The sequence below is a fragment of the Cellulomonas sp. GbtcB1 genome (assembly GCF_019091725.1).
Taxonomy (GTDB): domain Bacteria; phylum Actinomycetota; class Actinomycetes; order Actinomycetales; family Cellulomonadaceae; genus Cellulomonas.
In genome coordinates, this window is the sequence record NZ_JAGXJG010000001.1 from 98729 (window position 1) to 116649 (window position 17921).

The 17921-nt window shown below is 77.1% G+C and carries 16 protein-coding genes; 4 read left to right on the forward strand and 12 right to left on the reverse strand.

Going from position 1 to position 17921, the window contains the following annotated elements; translation table 11 throughout:
- Positions 1-7: 7 nt before the first annotated feature.
- The 4 genes from KVT14_RS00490 to ligA form a co-directional block, all read right to left on the reverse strand.
- Positions 8-280 (reverse strand): winged helix-turn-helix domain-containing protein, encoded by a 273-nt coding sequence (locus tag KVT14_RS00490; protein WP_368858775.1) that lies wholly within the window; start codon positions 278-280, stop codon positions 8-10.
- 159 nt (positions 281-439) lie between these two features.
- A complete protein-coding gene (locus KVT14_RS00495) occupies positions 440-853 on the reverse strand; it encodes a pilus assembly protein CpaE (RefSeq protein WP_217613853.1) in 414 nt (137 codons plus the stop codon).
- A gap of 93 nt (positions 854-946) precedes the next feature.
- Positions 947-2215, reverse strand: coding sequence for a GNAT family N-acetyltransferase (locus tag KVT14_RS23340; RefSeq protein ID WP_217613854.1), 1269 nt, complete (start codon positions 2213-2215; stop codon positions 947-949).
- Positions 2212-4668, reverse strand: a complete 2457-nt coding sequence (ligA, locus tag KVT14_RS00505) for an NAD-dependent DNA ligase LigA (RefSeq protein WP_308160782.1) — start codon at positions 4666-4668, stop codon at positions 2212-2214. The genes KVT14_RS23340 and ligA overlap by 4 nt, the downstream gene beginning before the upstream one ends.
- Positions 4669-4808: 140 nt before the next feature.
- On the opposite strand from ligA, the gene KVT14_RS00510 reads away from it, so the two are divergent.
- Together KVT14_RS00510 and KVT14_RS00515 are read left to right on the forward strand one after the other, a co-directional pair.
- The gene (locus tag KVT14_RS00510) at positions 4809-5033 is read left to right on the forward strand and encodes a helix-turn-helix domain-containing protein (protein ID WP_147795985.1); all 225 of its coding nucleotides are present in this window, start codon (positions 4809-4811) and stop codon (positions 5031-5033) included.
- Between the two features lie 114 nt (positions 5034-5147).
- Positions 5148-5534: a hypothetical protein gene (locus KVT14_RS00515; protein WP_217613855.1), complete on the forward strand. Its 387-nt coding sequence runs from the start codon at positions 5148-5150 to the stop codon at positions 5532-5534.
- Positions 5535-5585: 51 nt separating this feature from the next.
- On the opposite strand, the gene KVT14_RS00520 is transcribed toward KVT14_RS00515, so the two are convergent.
- From KVT14_RS00520 to KVT14_RS00540, 5 genes are read right to left on the reverse strand one after another with little or no spacing between them, the layout of a single operon-like run.
- Positions 5586-5894: a helix-turn-helix domain-containing protein gene (locus KVT14_RS00520; RefSeq protein WP_217613856.1), complete on the reverse strand. Its 309-nt coding sequence runs from the start codon at positions 5892-5894 to the stop codon at positions 5586-5588.
- Between the two features lie 59 nt (positions 5895-5953).
- Positions 5954-6418, reverse strand: coding sequence for a hypothetical protein (locus tag KVT14_RS00525; protein WP_217613857.1), 465 nt, complete (start codon positions 6416-6418; stop codon positions 5954-5956).
- Positions 6415-7458 carry a hypothetical protein gene (locus tag KVT14_RS00530; protein WP_217613858.1) on the reverse strand — a complete coding sequence of 348 codons (1044 nt, stop codon included), beginning with the start codon at positions 7456-7458 and terminating at the stop codon, positions 6415-6417. The genes KVT14_RS00525 and KVT14_RS00530 overlap by 4 nt, the downstream gene beginning before the upstream one ends.
- Positions 7455-8600, reverse strand: a complete 1146-nt coding sequence (gene mnmA / locus KVT14_RS00535) for a tRNA 2-thiouridine(34) synthase MnmA (protein WP_217613859.1) — start codon at positions 8598-8600, stop codon at positions 7455-7457. Before mnmA ends, KVT14_RS00530 begins: the two co-directional genes overlap by 4 nt.
- A complete protein-coding gene (locus tag KVT14_RS00540) occupies positions 8600-9826 on the reverse strand; it encodes a cysteine desulfurase family protein (protein WP_217613860.1) in 1227 nt (408 codons plus the stop codon). The genes mnmA and KVT14_RS00540 overlap by 1 nt, the downstream gene beginning before the upstream one ends.
- Positions 9827-9856: 30 nt before the next feature.
- Between KVT14_RS00540 and KVT14_RS00545 the strand changes: the two genes are divergently transcribed.
- Entirely contained in the window at positions 9857-10861 is a 1005-nt protein-coding gene (locus tag KVT14_RS00545) for a phosphotransferase family protein (protein ID WP_254630124.1), read from the forward strand.
- A gap of 29 nt (positions 10862-10890) precedes the next feature.
- On the opposite strand, the gene KVT14_RS00550 is transcribed toward KVT14_RS00545, so the two are convergent.
- Positions 10891-11880, reverse strand: a complete 990-nt coding sequence (locus KVT14_RS00550) for an electron transfer flavoprotein subunit alpha/FixB family protein (RefSeq protein WP_217613862.1) — start codon at positions 11878-11880, stop codon at positions 10891-10893.
- Positions 11880-12713, reverse strand: coding sequence for an electron transfer flavoprotein subunit beta/FixA family protein (locus tag KVT14_RS00555; protein WP_217613863.1), 834 nt, complete (start codon positions 12711-12713; stop codon positions 11880-11882). The genes KVT14_RS00550 and KVT14_RS00555 overlap by 1 nt, the downstream gene beginning before the upstream one ends.
- A 131-nt stretch (positions 12714-12844) precedes the next feature.
- Between KVT14_RS00555 and glgX the strand changes: the two genes are divergently transcribed.
- Positions 12845-15118: a glycogen debranching protein GlgX gene (gene glgX / locus KVT14_RS00560; protein WP_308160784.1), complete on the forward strand. Its 2274-nt coding sequence runs from the start codon at positions 12845-12847 to the stop codon at positions 15116-15118.
- A 152-nt stretch (positions 15119-15270) separates the two neighbouring features.
- Here the strand turns inward: glgX and glgP are convergent, their stop codons facing one another.
- Positions 15271-17853, reverse strand: a complete 2583-nt coding sequence (glgP, locus tag KVT14_RS00565; RefSeq protein ID WP_217613865.1) for an alpha-glucan family phosphorylase — start codon at positions 17851-17853, stop codon at positions 15271-15273.
- Between the last annotated feature and the right edge of the window lie 68 nt (positions 17854-17921).

Genomic DNA, 17921 nt, shown 5'->3' on the forward strand with positions numbered 1-17921 from the left:
CCGGAGTCTAGACGTGGTGCCGTCCCGGGAGGTCGGGACGCGTCACGCCCGCTCCCCCCCGCGTGTTCCGGCGTCGGCGGGTCGCCATCTCGTGACGAGTCGCGTGCTCCCGGAGGTACTCGCGCAGGTAGGGGATCGTGAAGTCCACCCTCCCGTGCCCGGTCGGCTCGATCACCCCGGCGGCGATCAGGCGGGCCCGGTACGTCGAGGCGTACGAGGGCGTCACGCCCAACCTCCGCGCGACCTCCCCGGTCGAAGAGTCACCTTCGTCCTGCGTCATGGCGGTCCCGGCCGACGAGCAACGGCGGCGTCGACCCGGCGGTCGGACGGAACGGGTTGCGTCGCAGCATTTGGACTCCTTTGGAAGTCCGGCGACGCTAGCCGCGCACACCCAGCACGCAGCCGCGCTGCGGAACCACCCAGGTGGTCCCCGGCCGGGTCAGACCCGCGCCGCCGAGACCAGCGCCAGCACCGCGTCCGCGTACGCGTCCTCGGCCTCCTCGGCGGCGAACGCGCGCTCCGGCTGGCCCGGCAGCTCGACGACCACGAGGTACGAGCCGTCGAGCGCCCGCGCCAGGCTCCGGAACGTGCCGCCGAGCAGCTCGCGCAGCTGGTCCTCGCGCGGCAGCCACACGGCGTCGTCCTGGGTCACGGAGTCGAGCGCCCACTCGGTGGTGCCGTTGAAGCCGAGCACCGTGCCGCTCGGGTACACGTGCGGCTCGATGGTCATCTCGCTGATGGTGAAGACCTCGCCGGCCAGCGCCGGCTGGCGCAGCACGAACCGGTCCCCGGACGTCGGCGTCCAGCGCAGGCCCGCGGCCTGCAGGAGCTCCGCGCGCTCGATGGCGATCATCGCGCCAGTATCGTCCGGCGCGTCACGGCGCGCTCGGCGGGGCCCCGCCGCGGGTGAGCCGCGCGGACCGGGCCGGGCACGTGGCCCGCGCCGTCAGCGCTCCCAGTACGCGTACCGCTCCGCCGGCCGGAAGCCCTCCCCCGCGTACAGGTCGGCGGCGCCGGGGTTGCCGACCTCGACCTGGAGGAACGCCCGCCGCGCGCCGCGGTCGGCGGCCGCGCGCAACCCGGCGCGGGTGAGCAGCCGGCCGAGGCCCCGGCGGCGCGCGGCCGGCTCGACCATCAGGCAGGACAGCCCGGTCCAGCCGTCGGCGAGCGCGGCGCGCAGCACGGCCAGGGTCGCCCCGTCCGCGCCGGTCGCCGTCAGGTAGAGCGCCGGGGAGCCGGCGACGACGGCGCGCGCGGTCGCGGGGTCGACCGCGCCGCCCGCCGCCTTCACGCCGAGCCAGCCGGCCAGCCAGGTGTCGTCGGGCTCGTCGGCGAGGGTCACGCGGACGTCCGGCGGGACCGCGGCGCGCTCGGGCGGCAGCGCGGCGAGGTCGCGGACCAGCACGTCGGTGGCCGCACGCTCGGCGTACCCGCGCGCGGCCAGGGCGGCGGCGAGGCCGTCGGGGGCGCCCGAGCAGACCCGCACCACCGACGGCTGCCCGGCCGCGGCGTAGACGGCCTCGACCCGGCCGAGCGTCGCCGCCAGGTCCTCCGGCGTGCCGAGGGGCAGGGCGCTGTTGGCCCGGCGGGTGAACCCGCCCGACAGCCCGAGCCGCCAGCCGTCGACGTCCCGCGTCGCGACCGGGACCCAGGTCGCGGCCTCGACCAGCACGCCCGGCGCGACGGGCGGGACCCAGGTGAGGGCCTGGAGGTGCACGCCCTCGTGGCCCCAGTCGCGGTCGGGCGCGGCAGCGAACCCCAGCCGGTCGTACAGCCGGCGGGCGGTCGCCATCTCGGCGAGCGTCGACAGCACCACGCCGCGGGCGCGCCGGGCGACCGCCTCGCGCAGGGCGGCGGTGACCAGCCGGGCGGCGACGCCGCGGCCGCGCGCGCCGGGGGCGACCGCGAGCATCCGGAGCTCGAGCTCGCCCGGCTCGGCGATCTCGGCGTACGAGGTCGCGTACGGCGCGAGCGTCAGCGTGCCGACGACCTCCTCGGCGGGCGCGTCGTCCCGGCCGGCCGCCGTCGCGACCAGGAGCACGGCCTCGCGGGCGCGACGCGCGGCGTCGCGGAGCTCGACCTCGTACTCGTCGTCGACCTCCAGCAGCCCGTCGGCGCGGTAGGCCTCCGCGGTCAGGGCGCCGACGGCGGCGTGGTCCTCGGGGCGGGCGAGCCGGATGCGCACCGGGCCGACAGCTGCGGCCGCGGCGGTCACGAGGCGTCCGCGTCGCGGGCGCCGTCGCCGGCCTCGGCGTCGTCGCCCGCCGGGGTGTCGCCCGCCGGGTCGTCGTCCTCGCCCGGCCCGTCCCCCACCGCCGCCGGCCCGCCGGCCAGCAGCGCGACGAACCCGTCCTCGTCCAGGATCCGCAGCCCGAGCTCGATCGCCTTGGCCTCCTTCGACCCGGCGTTCTCCCCCACGACCACGTAGTCGGTCTTCTTCGACACCGAGCCGGACGCCTTGCCGCCGCGGGACAGCACCGCCTCCTTGGCGCCGTCCCGGCTGAACCCCGCGAGGCTGCCCGTCACGACGACCGTCAGGCCCTCGAGCGTGCGGGGCGCGGACTCGTCGGCCTCGTCGGCCATCACCACGCCGGCGTCCCGCCAGCGGTCGACGATGTCGGCGTGCCAGTCCTCGGCGAACCAGTCGAGCACCGAGTCGGCGATCGTCGGGCCGACGCCGTCCACGCCCGCCAGGGTCGCCCGCGCCCCCTCGACGTCGGCGAGCGCCGCACGCAGCGCGTCCATCGAGCCGAAGCGCTGGGCGATCGCGCGCGCCGCGGTGGGGCCCACGTTGCGGATGCTCAGCGCGACCAGCACGCGCCAGAACGGCTTGGTCTTGGCCGCGTCGAGCTCGTCGAGCAGCTTCTTGGCCTGCTCCGACGGCACGTCCTCGTACTCGGGCAGCGGCTGCCCGGCCGCCTCGGCGTCGCGCCGGGCCTTCACGCTGTGGGTCACGCGGCGCCGGAACGGGGTCCGGCGGCGCACGGTGCCGTCCTCGTCGACCCGCGGCTCGCCCGTCTCGGGGTCGCGCACGACGACCTGGACCTGCTGCAGCCGGGCGAAGCTGCGCGCGCGCACGCGCTCCTTCTCCTCCTCCGGGGCGTCCGCCGCCCAGCCGACGAGCTCGAACAGGTCGGCCTCGTTCACCACCGGCGGGACCTCGGGGATCTCCGGCTGGGTCAGCGCGGCGGCCGTGACCTCGCCGAGCGCCTCGATGTCGAGCGCCCCGCGGGACCCGATGTGCTCGACGCGGCCGCGGACCTGCGCCGGGCAGGTGCGGGCGTTCGGGCAGCGCAGGTCGACGTCGCCCTCGCGCATCGGCCGGAGCGTCGACCCGCACTCGGGGCACTCGGTCGGCATGGTCCAGTCGGTGCGCGGGTAGCCGTCGTCCGCCAGCGCCGTGACGGGGCCGACGATCTCCGGGATCACGTCACCGGCCTTGCGCAGCACCACCATGTCGCCCGGACGCACGCCCTTGAGCGCGACGACGTCCTTGTTGTGCAGCGTCGCCATGGCCACGGTCGACCCGGAGACCTTGACCGGCTCCATCACCGCGTACGGGGTGACCCGGCCGGTGCGGCCGACGTTCACCTCGATGGCGAGCAGCCGGGTGTTCACCTCCTCCGGCGGGTACTTGTACGCGATGGCCCAGCGGGGCGCGCGGCTGGTGGCGCCGAGCCGCCGCTGCAGCGCCAGGTCGTCGACCTTGATGACCACGCCGTCGATCTCGTGCTCGTAGGAGTGCCGGTGCTCGCCGATCTCCTCGATCCGCGCGGTGACGTCCGCGAGCGCGGGGACGACCCGGTAGTGCGGCGACGTCGGCACGCCCCACCCGGCCAGCAGCTCGTACACCTGGGACTGCCGCTCGAGCGCGACCGCGCCCGGACCCCACCGCAGCGCCCCGATGCCGTGGGCGTACATCCCGAGCGGCCGGCCCGCGGTCACGCGCGGGTCCTTCTGCCGCAGCGAGCCGGCGGCGGCGTTGCGCGGGTTGGCGAACGGGGCCCTGCCCGCCGCCACCTGCGACTCGTTCAGCCGCTCGAACGCCTCGACCGGCAGGAACACCTCCCCGCGGACCTCGATCTGCTCCGGGTGCGTCGCCGGGTCCCCCGCGAGCACGTCCGGGATGCTCGCGATCGTGCGGACGTTCAGCGTGACGTCCTCGCCCGTGCGCCCGTCGCCGCGGGTCGCCGCGCGGACGAGCCGGGCCGGGCCGTCGCCGGTGCGCTCGTAGAGCAGCGCGATCGCGAGGCCGTCGATCTTCAGCTCGGTGAGGTAGCCGACGTCGGCGCCCGCCGGGAGCTCCAGGTCGCGGTGCACCCGCTCGGCCCAGGCGGCGACGTCCTCGGCGGAGAACGCGTTGTCCAGCGACAGCATCCGCTCGACGTGGTCGACCGCGCGGAACTCGGTGGAGAACGTGCCGCCGACGTTCTGGGTGGGCGACTCGGGCGTGCGGAGCCCGAACTCCGGGTACGCGTCCTCGAGCGCCTCCAGCCGGCGCAGCGTCGTGTCGTACTCGGCGTCGCTCGCGGCCGGCTCGTCCCGCACGTAGTAGGCGAACTGGAGCTCCCGGACGCGGTCCGCCAGCTCGGTCCAGCGCTGGCGTGCGACGGCCTCGTCCAGGCCGGCGTCCTCGGGGTTCGTCGTCTCGGGTCGTGTCGCGTCCACGCGGACATCATGCCGCGAGCCCCCGACACGGCACCTGCGGGGCGCGCGGTGCGCGGGGGTTCCCGCCGGGCGGCCGCGCCGCTAGGCTGCTACTCATCAGTCTGTAGACAGAGAAGTAGCACGACCCCGACCGTGGGACCGTGATCGGTGAGCTGCAGGTGACGGTGGGGCGGCGCGTGCGCCGGCTCCGGATCGAGCGCGGGATCAGCCAGGAGGCGCTCGCGCGCGACGTGGAGATGCACCGCACCTACCTGGGCGGCGTCGAGCGCGGGGAGCGCAACCTCACCCTGCGCTCCGTCGAGCGGCTGGCGGAGCGCCTCGGCGTGCCCGTCCGCGAGCTGATCGGCGACGCCCCCGAGGCCTGAGCCCGAGCGGCCTGTGGACGACGGAGCTCCCGTGTCGGTGGTCGTGCCCACAGTGGGTGGGACGAGGGGCGCGGCCGCGCAGGAGCCCCTCGGCAGGCCGACCGAGGAGGACCCGTGACCACCGAGCAGGACCGACCGACCTGGCAGGCGGAGCCCTGCCCCGACTGGTGCGTGGTGCTGCACGCGCAGGACGACGACGTGCGCGACCGGGCGCACGTCAGCAGCTCGATGTCCGTGGCCTCCCGGCAGCTCCTGGGCGGGCCGGGCGCTCCGGTGTCGCCGTTCGCGGAGCGCGAGCCGAGCGCCGCGCCGGGGACCCCGGATGCGCTGGACCGCACCGCGGCGGCCGAGCTCGCGGTCTGCGTGCACCGCCGCGACGGCGCCCGCACCACCTGGGTGTACGTGGGCGACGGCGCGGTGCAGCACCTGGAGCTCAGCGCCGAGTCCTGGCACCGGCTGATGCCGGCGCTCGACCGGGTGCTGGACCTGGCGCGCGCCTGACCGGTCCGCGCGGGGGCGAGCCGCACCCCCGCGCGGGCCCCGGTCGCGCGCTCAGGAGGGGGCGGGGCCGTCGAGGTCCGGCGTGTCGGGGTCGCCCGGCCCGTCGAGGTCTCCCGGCGCGTCGGGGTCGCCCGGCGCGGGCGCGACGACCGGCGTGAGCAGGGCGACCGGGTCGACGCCCAGGCTCGCCGCCAGGCGCTCCAGCGAGCGCAGCGACAGGTTGCGCTCGCCCCGCTCCACGGACCCCACGAACGTGCGGTGGTGCCCGATCCGGTCCGCCAGGTCCTCCTGGCTGAGGTCACCCGCCAGGCGGATGCGCCGGATGTTGCGTCCCACGGTGCGCTGCAGCTCTCCGTCCACACCGTGAGCGTCCCGACGCGCTCGCCCGGCGGTCTACACCCTCATGAGTAGCACCGCGGTCATCCCGCGGGCGCGACCTCCGGGCGGCGCCGGGCCCGCCACGCCGCCACCGCGCCGCCCGCCACGAGCAGCACGCCGACGCCGACGGCCCCGACCGCCGAGCCCGCGAGCGCGGCGGGGCGCTCCGCCAGCACGGTCTCCGTCGCGCGGCCGTCGAGGGTCCACGTGCACACCGCCCGGGGCGGCAGCAGCGACGAGGACACCGTCGCGCCGTCCTCCCCCGCGGTCGCGGCGGCGACGCAGGTGTCCTCCTCGCCGAGCCCGGTGCGCAGCGTCGACGTCACCAGCCCCACCCAGACGACGAGCAGCACCACCAGCCCGACCACCGCGAGCCCGGCCCCGGCGGCGAGCACCGCCGCGTGCCGGCGCGAGAGCCACGGCCGCCGCAGGACCGGCGCACCCGCGCCCCCGGCACCCGGCGCACCCGCGCGCCCCGCGTCCGGCAGCCCCGCGCCGCCGCTCACGACTCCGCCCGCTCGGCCACAACCGCCGCCGCCCGCGCCACGGTCGCGAGCGTCGCCCGCGCCGCCGCCGGGTCGACCCGCGCGCCAGTCGGCCCGCCGGGCACCGTCGGACCCGCGGGCGCGAGCAGCACGACGTCCCGCAGGCCTGCCCGGGACAGCCCGACCCGCTCCCAGCCGCGGAGCACCGCGTCCGCGACCCCGCGCACGTCGGGGCCCGCGCACTGCGACGTCTCCGGCTGCGGCACGGACGCCCACAGCGCGAGGCCGCCCTCGACGGCCTCGGCGACGGACTCCCACCGGCGCTCGTCGAGCCCGGCGACCTCCAGCCCCACCGCGTCCGCCCCGGCTCCGCGCGCGGCGCCGACCGCCGCCGCGCCGGCGCCGACGTGCAGCACCACGCGCTCGGCACCGCCGGCCCGCACCCCGGCGACGACCGTCCCGATCCGCTCCGACGCCACCGGCGCCGCCACGGAGCGCAGCCGGGCGTACCCGGAGAACGACGGCAGCACGCCCGCGACCACCTGCGCGAGCAGCGGCTCGTGCAGCAGCACGGTCGGCCGCGCGCCGGGGACCGCCCGGCGGATCGCGTCGAGGTGCTCGGCGACGCCGGCGGACAGCGACTCGGCCAGCTCCGCGACGGCACCCGGGTCGGCGACCGCGCGGTCGCCCCGCGCCAGGTACACGCTCGCGGCGAGGGTCAGCGGCCCGGCGACGGGCACGACCAGCGGGCCGTCCCAGCCGTGCGCGGCGACGGCGAGCGCGTCCAGGTCCTCCCGGCGCAGCGCAGCCAGCCGGGTGGCGTCCGCGCCGGGCCGGTCGGCGAGCCGCCAGCCGTGCGGCCCGAGCTCGGCGGGCAGCTCCACCAGGAGGCCCAGCGCCTGGGCGGCGAGGCTGCCGAACGGCCCGCGCTCGGGCAGCCGCACGGTCCAGGGCAGCCCGTCGACGCCGGACGGCGCCGCCGCGACGTCGCCGAGCACGGTCGTCTGGGCCTCGAGCGGCTCCGAGCCCGGCCAGGGCCCGGTCCCGCCGACCGCCGTCACGCGGTCGCCCCGGAGCGGCCGGCGACGGCCCCGTCCGCGGCGCCCTCGGAGGCGCGCTCCGTCCGCTCGACCGTCCCCTGACCCAGCACCACGTCCCCGTCCGTCCCGCCGTAGAGCACGGCCGACTGGCCCGCCGCGACCCCGCGCAGCGACCCGTCGACCCGGATCTCGATCCCGCCCGCCGCCGTGGCGCGCGCCCGTGCGGGCACCGCCGCGCCGTGCGCCCGCACCTGCAGCAGGCACGCCGTCCAGTCCGCCGGCGCGGCGCCGAACCACACCGCGTCCCGCGCCTCGACCGCGCCGACCTCGAGCGCCTCCGCACCGCCGACCACGACCCGGTTGCTCACCGGCTCGATCGCCAGCACGTACCGCGGCTTCCCGTCGGCCGCGGGGCGCCCGAGCTGCAGGCCCTTGCGCTGCCCGACGGTGTACCCGTAGGCGCCGTCGTGCGTGCCGAGCACCGTGCCGTCGGCGTCGACGACCTCGCCCGGGCGCGAGCCGAGCCGGTCCCGGAGGAACCCGCGGGTGTCGCCGTCGGCCACGAAGCAGATGTCGTACGAGTCGGGCTTGGCGGAGACGCTCAGCCCGCGGGCCGCCGCCTCGGCGCGGACCTCGTCTTTGGACGCGACGTCGCCGAGCGGGAAGATCGCCCGCGCGAGCCGCTCCGGGCCCATGACCGCCAGCACGTAGGACTGGTCCTTGGCCCGGTCGCGCGCGCGGCGCAGCACGGGCGCACCGTCCGGCCCCGCGGTGGCGGAGGCGTAGTGGCCCGTGGCGACCGCGTCGAAGCCCAGCGCCAGCGCCTTGTCGAGCAGCGCGTCGAACTTGATGTGCTCGTTGCACCGCACGCACGGGTTGGGCGTGCGGCCCGCCTCGTACTCGGACAGGAAGTCGGCGACGACGGTGTCCTCGAACCGCTCGGACAGGTCCCACACGTAGTACGGGATCCCCAGCACGTCGGCCGCGCGCCGGGCGTCACCGGCGTCCTCGATCGAGCAGCAGCCGCGGGAACCGGTGCGCATCTGCGCCCGGTTGCGCGACAGCGCCATGTGCACGCCGACGACGTCGTGGCCGGCGTCGACCGCGCGGGCGGCCGCCACCGCCGAGTCGACCCCGCCGGACAGCGCCGCGAGCACCCGCATCAGACCGCCCCCGCCGTCGACCAGGCACCGGCCGCGCCCGCCGACCGCCCGCCGCCCGCGAGCCCCGCGGACCGCGCGCGGTCCACGACGCCCGGCAGCGCCGCGAGCAGCGCGTCCACGTCGTCCCGCGTCGACGGCCAGCCGAGCGAGAACCGCAGCGCCCCGCGCGCGTCCGCCTCGTCCAGCCCCATCGCGAGCAGGACGTGGCTCGGCTGCGGCACGCCCGCCTGGCACGCCGACCCGGTCGAGCACTCGACGCCCGCGGAGTCGAGCAGGTAGAGCAGCGAGTCGCCCTCGCAGCCCGGGAACGTGAAGTGCGCGTTGGCGGGCAGCCGGTCCGCGGGGTCGGCGGGCCCGCGGAGCACCGCGTCGGGCACCGTCGCGCGCACGCCGGCGACCAGCGCGTCCCGGAGATCGGCGAGCCGCGCCGCCGTGGCCTCGCGCCCGCGCACGGCCGCGTCGACCGCCACCGCGAACGCCGCGATCGCGGGCACGTCGAGCGAGCCCGAGCGCACGCCGCGCTCCTGGCCTCCGCCGTGCAGCACCGGCACCAGGTCGAGCTCGCGCCGCGCGAGGAGCGCTCCGACGCCGACCGGGCCGCCGAGCTTGTGCCCCGTGACGGTCATCGCGTCGAGCCCGGAGGCGGCGAAGTCGACCGGCACCTGCCCGACGGCCTGCACGGCGTCGGCGTGCACCGGGACGCCGTGGGCGTGCGCGAGCGCGACCACCTCGGCGAGCGGCTGCAGGGTGCCGACCTCGTTGTTCGCCCACATGACCGACACCAGGGCGGTCTGCCCGGCGTGCTCGGCGAGCTCGTCCCGCAGCGCGTCGAGGCGCACCCGGCCCTCGTCGTCGACGGGGAGCAGGACGATCTCCGCCCCCGCGTGCTCGGCCAGCCAGAACGCCGGGTCCAGCACCGCGTGGTGCTCCACGGCCGACACCAGGACGCGGCGCCGCGCCGGGTCCTGGGCGGTGCGGGCCCAGAACAGGCCCTTCACCGCGAGGTTGTCGGCCTCGGTGCCCCCGCCGGTCAGCAGCACCTCGCTGGGCCGCGCGCCGAGCGCCGCGGCCAGCGTCTCGCGGGCCTCCTCGACGGCGCGCCGGGCGGCCCGGCCCGCGGTGTGCAGGGACGAGGGGTTGCCGGTGCGGGACAGGTGCTCGACCAGGACGGCAGCCGCCTCCGGGAGCACGGGCGTCGTGGCCGCGTGGTCCAGATACGCGCTCACCCGCAGAAGTCTACGAATCGTTCTGTCAGGATGTGGCGCGTGAGTGCCGACGACGCGACGACGCCTCCGCTGGCCTTCAGCGGGCAACGGCTGGACTGGCGGGACCTCCCGCGGTCCGTCCGCACCCGGATCTCCGAGCTCGCGGGCGCCCAGGTGACGGCCGAGACCAGCGCGACCACCGGGTTCAGCCCGGGGTTCGCCGCGGTCCTCGAGCTGGCGGACGGGCGCGGCGTGTTCGTCAAGGCCGTGTCGCCCGAGCAGAACCCGGAGTCCCCGGAGCTGGCCCGGGCCGAGGTGCGCGCCGCCGCGGCGCTGCCGCCCCAGGTCCCCGCGCCGGCGCTGCTGTGGTCGGACGACGACGGCGACTGGGTGCTGCTGGGCTTCGAGGTGGCGCCCGGCCGGCCGCCGCTGCTCCCCTGGCGCCACGACGAGCTCGCCCTCGTGCTCGCGGCGCTGGACACGCTGGCCGAGGCCGAGCCGCTGCCGGGGCACGAGCTGCGCCCGAGCGCCGAGACGCTGGCCGGCGACTTCACCGGCTGGCGGACCATCGCGGACCGCCCCGGCGCGGACCTCGACGCGCTCGCCGCCCGGACCGGCGAGGCCGGCGCCTGGGTGCTCGCGCACCTGGACTCCCTGGTCGCCTGGGAGGACGACGCGCTCGCCGCCTGCGCGGGCAGCGCCCTGGTGCACGGCGACCTGCGCGCGGACAACGTCATGGTCGACCACGACCACGAGGGCGGCCGGGTCGCGCTGATCGACTGGCCGCACGCGAGCGTGGGCGCCCCGTGGCTGGACCTCGCGTTCATGCTGCCGAGCGTCGCGATGCAGGGCGGCGGCGAGCCGCAGGACCTGTTCTGGACCCGGCCGGCGTCGAAGGGCGTCGAGCAGGAGCGGCTGCGCGCCGCGGTCGCGGGGCTCGCGGGCTACTTCGTGCACGGCGCGCTGCAGCCCGCGCCGGTCGGCATCCCGAACCTGCGCCGGTTCCAGGGGGCCCAGGGCCGGCACGCGGTGGAGTGGCTCCGCGCGCTGGCCTGAGCCCCGGGCCGTCCCGCCCCGGGTCGGCCTCAGCCCTGCCGCAGCCGGCGGAGCTCCTCGGTCACCTGCGGGAGCACCGTGAACAGGTCCCCGACGATGCCGTAGTCGGCGATCTCGAAGATCGGCGCCTCCGGGTCGGGGTTGATCGCCACGATCGTCCCGGACGCCTGCATGCCGCCGCGGTGGTGCACCGCCCCGGACACGCCCGCGCCGATGTACAGCCGCGGCGACACGGTCACGCCGGTCTGCCCGATCTGGGTCTCGTGCCCGATCCAGCCCTCGTCGGTGGCGACGCGCGTCGAGCCGACCGCGCCGCCGACCTCGTCCGCGAGCACCTCGATCGGCGCGAAGTCGCCCTCGGTCCCCCGGCCGCCCACGACGACCACGTCGGCCGACGACAGGTCGGGCCGGTCCGAGGGTGCCGCGGGGGTGCGCCGCACGAGCGCCGCGCGGGTTGCCCGCTCGGACACGGCGAGCGCGCGGGTGCGCAGCTCGGGCGCGAGCGGCGCCTCCGCCTCGACGTGCCGGGACACCACCGCGCCGGCCTTGAGCAGCACGACGGCGAGGTCGGTCCGCACGGCGCACCGGGTGGTCCAGGTGCCCGCGAGCACGGTCTTCGACGCGACGACCCGGCCCTCGGCGTCCCGCTCGACCGCGGCGGCGTCGGTGACGACGCCCGCCCCGGTGGCGACGGCGAGCCGCGCGGCCGCCTCCTTGTTCTCGAAGGTCGACAGCGCGAGGAGCACCGTGGCACCGGTCTCCCGCACGGCGTCGGCGAGTGCCTCGGCGAGCACGGGGGTCAGCCGGGCGTCGACGGCGCCGGTGGACACCTGGTGCACGACGGCCACGCCGTGCCGGCCGAGGACGGGCAGCGCCGGGTCGACCGGCTCGTCGCCGACCCACAGGCCGTGCACCTCGCCGCCGTCGGCGAGGTCGCGGGCCGCCGTGGCCAGCTCGAGGACGCTGCCGCGCAGGGCGCCGGTCTCGGCGTGGTCCAGCAGGACGAGGACGGTCGCCATCAGAGGACCTCTCCGGTCGCGGGGATGGTGCGGACCAGGTCGCGCTCCAGCAGCCACGCGGCGAGCCGCGCGCCCGCCTGGCCGTCGTCGGTGACCAGCACCCGGTCGGTGCGCGGCGGCCGGGGCGCGGCCTCCAGCACCTCGGTGCGGGCCCCCGCGGTGCCCACGGTGGCCGGGTCGACGCCCAGGTCCGCGAGCGTCAGGGTCTCCACCGGCTTCTTGCGGGCGGCCATGATCCCCTGGAAGTTCGGGTAGCGCGGCTCGTTGGCGCGGTCGGTGACCGACACCAGCGCGGGCAGCGGCGCGGTGAGCTCCTCGACGGCGTGGTCCAGGTCGCGGCGCACCGTGACGGCACCGTCCGCGAGCGTGACCTCGGCGGCGAGCGTGAGCTGCGGCAGGTCGAGCGTGGCCGCGAGCGCCGCGGGCAGCAGCGAGGTCAGCCCGTCGAGGCCGGCCATGCCGGTGACGACCAGGTCGACCGGCGCCTGCTCCCCCAGCCGGCGCAGCACCGCGGCGAGCACGGCGGCGGTGCCGAACACGTCGGAGCCGGCGACGGCGTCGTCGAGCACGTGCACGGCCGCGTCGGCGCCCAGCTGCAGGCCACGGCGCACCGCGTCCTCGGCGTCGTCAGGGCCGACCGTCACCACGACGACCTCGGCCTCGTCGCCGGCGTCGCGCGCCTGCTCGGCCAGGACGACCGCGGCCTCGACCGCGTTCTCGTCCAGCTCGTTGATGGTGCCGTCGCCGCCGTCGCGGACGAGGCGCCCGTCGGCCCCCAGCGCGCGCTCGGACTGGATGTCGGGCACGTGCTTCACGCACACCACGATTCTCACCCCGGGAACGTTACCCGCCCCGCGGGAGCGGGTGCACGGGACCCGGTCCCCCGGGGCACCGCGCGCCACGCGGCACCGGAGTCCCAGGTCGCGGCCCCGCGGAGCCCCGCGTCCGGGCCACAATGGGGCGCGTGACCCCCGCCGCCCCGCACCCCGGCCCGCCGCCCCGCCTCGGGGTGCACGCGACCGACGACGGCGTCGAGGTCGGCGTGCTCGCGCCGCACGCGGACGCCGTCGACCTGTGCCTGCTCGACCCCGACCCGGCCGCGCCGACCGGGTGGGCCGAGCGCCGCGTCCGGCTCGACGGCCCGGACCTGGGCGTGTTCAGCGCGCGGGTCCCCGGCGTCCGGCCCGGCCAGCGGTACGGCCTGCGCGCGCACGGGCCCTGGGACCCGGGCGCCGGCCTGCGGTACAACCCGGCGAAGCTGCTGGTCGACCCGTACGCCCGCGGGCTGGTCGGCGAGGTGGACCACGGCCCGGCGACGTACGGGCACGTCGTCGACGACGCGCTGCGGGGCGACCCCGCCGGCGAGCCCGACCCCCGGGACTCGGTCGCGCACGTGCCGCACGCCGTCGTCCTGGACCGCCGCCCGGGACGCCGGGGCGCGGGGGACGCGGTGGACCCCGCCGCCAACCGGCCGCACACCCCGTGGACCGACACCGTCGTCTACGAGGCGCACGTCAAGGGCCTCACCGTCCGGCACCCCGAGCTGCCGCCGCACCTGCGCGGCACCTACGCGGCGCTCGGGCACCCGGCCATCGTCGACCACCTGCGCGCGCTCGGCGTCACGGCCCTCGAGCTGCTCCCGGTGCACGCGTTCTCCGCGGAGCCGCACCTCGTGCAGCGCGGCCTCACCAACTACTGGGGCTACAGCACGCTGGGCTTCTTCGCCCCGCACGCCCCGTACGCCACCGCCGCCGCGCGCGCCGCCGGGCCCGCCGCGGTGCTCGACGAGCTGCGCACCGCCGTGCACGCGCTGCACGAGGCGGGCATCGAGGTGCTCCTCGACGTCGTCTACAACCACACCTGCGAGGGCGGGCTGCCCGGCCAGCACCTGTCCTGGCGCGGCCTCGACTCCGCGGTGTACTACCTGCACGACGGCGCCCACCCGGCGGCCCTGGCGGACGTCACCGGGACCGGCAACACCCTCGACTTCCGGCGCCCCGAGGTCGTCCGGCTCGCGCTCGACTCGCTGCGGTACTGGGCGCAGGAGGTCGGCGTCGACGGCTTCCGGTTCGACCTGGCCGTGACCCTCGGGCGCGGGCACACCGGCTTCGACCCCGACCACCCGTTCCTGGTCGCCGCCGCCACCGACCCCGCCCTGCACGGGCTCAAGCTAATAGCCGAGCCCTGGGACGTCGGGCCGGGCGGCTGGCGGACCGGGCAGTTCCCGCCGCCGTTCGCCGAGTGGAACGACCGGTTCCGCAACTCCGTGCGGTCGTTCTGGCTCGCCGACCCGGCCCGCGCGGCCCACGGCCTGCCCGAGCACCGGGTCCGGGACCTCGCGACCCGGCTCGCCGGGTCCGTCGACCTGTTCGGGCGGTCCGACCCGCCGCTCGCCCGCGGCCCGCGCGCGTCGATCAACTACGTCACCGCGCACGACGGGTTCACCCTCGCCGACCTCGTCGCGTACGAGCACAAGCACAACGAGGCCAACGGCGAGCAGAACCGCGACGGCTCGGACGACAACCGGTCCTGGAACCACGGCGTCGAGGGGCACGTCGCCGCCGACTCCGTGGCCGCCGACATCGTGCCGCTGCGCCGCCGGTCGATCCGGAACCTGCTGGCGACCCTGCTGCTCGCCGCGGGCACGCCCATGCTCACCGCCGGCGACGAGCTCGGCCGCACCCAGCGCGGCAACAACAACGCGTACTGCCAGGACTCGCCGCTGTCCTGGGTGTCCTGGGACCTCGCGCCGTGGCGCCGGGACCTGCTGGCCACGGCCCGGCACCTCACCGCGCTGCGGCGGGCGCACCCGGCGCTGCGCAGCGCCCGGTTCTTCACCGGCCGCGCCGGTGCGGACGGGCGGCCGGACCTGGCCTGGTTCGACCCCGCGGGGGCGGTGTTCACCCACGAGCGGTGGCACGACGCGGACCTGCGGACGCTGCAGATGCTGCGCACCGCCGACGGCGACGCCGTGCTGCTGGTGGTCAACGGGTCGCTGGACCCGGTCGACGTGGTGCTGGCGGCCCCGGACGCGGAGGCCCCGGAGGCCGCGGAGGCGCCGGCGGCTCCCGTGGACGCGGGTGCGCCGGACGCGGGGACGACGTGGCGGCTCGCGTGGGACTCCACCTGGGAGCACCCCGGCGAGGCCGACACGGCCGACCTCAACGGCGCCCTGCACCAGCCCGCGGGCACCCGCGCGACGTTGGAGCCCCTGAGCCTCCGCGTCTACGTCGCCTGACCCGCGCCGCGCCCGGCCCCTCCCCGCCGAGAGAGGCCCCGCCGGCAGAGGTCCCCGCCGAGATAGGACCTCCCCGCCGAGATAGGACCGGCCTGGGCCCTATCTCGGGGCGACGGTCCTATCTCGGCGGGGGTTCGGCCGCCGACGGACGGTCAGCCCGCGTTCGCGACCAGGCCCACCTCGGCCACCGAGGCCAGGCCGTCGTGCCGCGGGACGACGCGCACGCTGTACCCGAACGGGCCGGACGCGTCGAGCACCAGGTCCCCGGCGAACCCGTAGCGGCCGCCCTCGTAGGTGTCCGCGAGCGCCAGCGGGTCGACGGTGAAGCCGTGCAGCTCGTCGGCCTCGGAGACCTTGCCGTGCACGACCTGGACCTCGACGTCCTCGGGCTTGAGATCACCGAGGGCGACGTAGGCCTTCACGTGCAGCGTGTCGCCGACCTGCGGCACCTCCCGGACGCCGCCGGACTCCACGTGGTCGACCCGCACGTGCTGCCAGCCGGACCGCACGCGGCCCTTCCAGGCGGCGAGCTCCCGCGCCCCGGCGTACGCCGAGTCGCCCGCGAGCGCCCGGCCGGCGACCGCCGCCGGCGCGTACAGCCGCTCGACGTAGTCGGCGACCATCCGGGTGGCCTGGACCTTCGGGCCGAGCGTGGCCAGCGTGTGCCGCACCATCTCCAGCCAGCGACCCGGCAGCCCGCGCTCGTCGCGGTCGTAGAACCGCGGCGCCACCTGGTGCTCGATCAGCTCGTACAGCGCGGCGGCCTCGAGGTCGTCGCGCCGGTCGGGGTCCTCGACGCCGTCGGCGGTCGGGATGGCCCAGCCGTTCTCGCCGTCGAACCACTCGTCCCACCACCCGTCGAGGATGGACAGGTTGAGCCCGCCGTTGAGCGCCGCCTTCATGCCGGACGTGCCGCAGGCCTCGAGCGGGCGCAGCGGGTTGTTCAGCCAGACGTCGCAGCCCGGGTAGAGGGTCTGGGCCATCGCGATGTCGTAGTTCGGCAGGAACACGATGCGGTGCCGCACCCCGGCGTCGTCGGCGAACCGGACGAGCTGCTGGATGAGCCGCTTTCCCTGGTCGTCGGCGGGGTGCGACTTGCCGGCGATGACGAGCTGCACGGGCCGCTCGGGGTGCGTGAGCAGGGCGCGGAGCCGCTCGGGGTCGCGCAGCATGAGGGTGAGCCGCTTGTAGGTCGGCACCCGGCGCGCGAACCCGATGGTCAGCACGTCCGGCGACAGCACGTCGTCCACCCAGCCGAGCTCGGCCGGGCTCGCGCCGCGCTGCGCCCAGGAGTGCCGCACCCGGCGCCGGGCGTCCGCGACGAGCTGCGCGCGCAGCGTCCGCCGCATCCCCCACAGCTCCTCGTCGGTGATCGCGTCGGTGCGCAGCCAGCCGACGCCCGCGGCGATCTCCTCGCCGGACAGCCGCTCGGCCGCGAGGTCGGACAGCCGCCGGTCGACCCAGGTCGGGGCGTGCACGCCGTTCGTCACCGAGGTGATCGGCACCTCGACGTCGTCGAAGCCCGGCCACAGGCCGTTGAACATGCCGCGGGACACCTCGCCGTGCAGCAGCGAGACGCCGTTGGCGCGGCCGCCGAGCCGCAGGCCCATGACGGCCATGTTGAACATCGTCGGGTCGCCGCCCGGGTAGTCCTCGGCGCCGAGCGCGAGCACGCGCTCCACCGGGACGCCGGCCGCGGCGTTCGCGCCGCCGAAGTACCGCTGCACCAGCCCGGCCTCGAACCGGTCGATGCCGGCCGGCACGGGGGTGTGCGTGGTGAACACGGTGGCCGCGCGGACGGCCTCGAGCGCCTCGTCGAACCCGAGGCCCGCGCCCGTCACCAGCTCGCGGATCCGCTCGACGCCCAGGAACCCGGCGTGGCCCTCGTTGGTGTGGTAGACCTCCGGCTCCGGCGCGCCGGTCAGCCGGGACCACACGCGTAGCGCGCGCACGCCGCCCACGCCGAGCAGCAGCTCCTGCTGCAGCCGGTGCTCGCCGCCGCCGCCGTACAGCCGGTCGGTCACCTTGCGGGCGGCCTCGTCGTTCTCGGGCACGTCGGAGTCGAGCAGCAGCAGCGGCACCCGGCCGACCGTCGCCGTCCAGACGTGCGCGTGCAGCGTGCGGTCGCCCGGCAGCGCGATGGACACGACCGCGGGGGTGCCGTCGTGCTCGCGGACCAGGGTGAGCGGCATGCCGTCGGGGTCGAGCAGCGGGTAGCTCTCCTGCTGCCAGCCGTCCCGGGTGAGCGACTGCTTGAAGTAGCCGGCGCCGTACAGCAGCCCGACGCCGATCACCGGCACGCCCAGGTCGGACGCGCTCTTCAGGTGGTCGCCGGCCAGGATGCCGAGGCCGCCGGAGTACTGCGGCAGCACGGCGGTGATGCCGAACTCCGGGGAGAAGTAGCCGATCGCGGCGGGCAGCGACGGGTCGGAGGCCTGCCGGCGCTGGTACCAGCGCGGCGCCTCCAGGTACTCGTGCAGGTCCGCCGTCGCCGCACGCACCGCGGCCACGACGTCGGGGGCGGCGGCCAGCTCGGCCAGCCGCTCCGGGCGCAGGGCGCCGAGCAGCGCGACCGGGTCGCCGTGCACCTCGTCCCACAGCGCGGGGTCGATGCGGGCGAACAGGTCGCGGGTCGGCGCGTGCCAGGACCAGCGCAGGTTGTGGGCGAGCTCGTCCAGGTCGGCGAGCTCGGCGGGCAGCGAGGTGCGGACGGTGAAACGGCGGATGGCTCTCACGCGACCGAGCCTATGCACGGCGGGGCCGCCCGGAACAGCACCTGGGTCCTATTCGTGCACGCCACCCA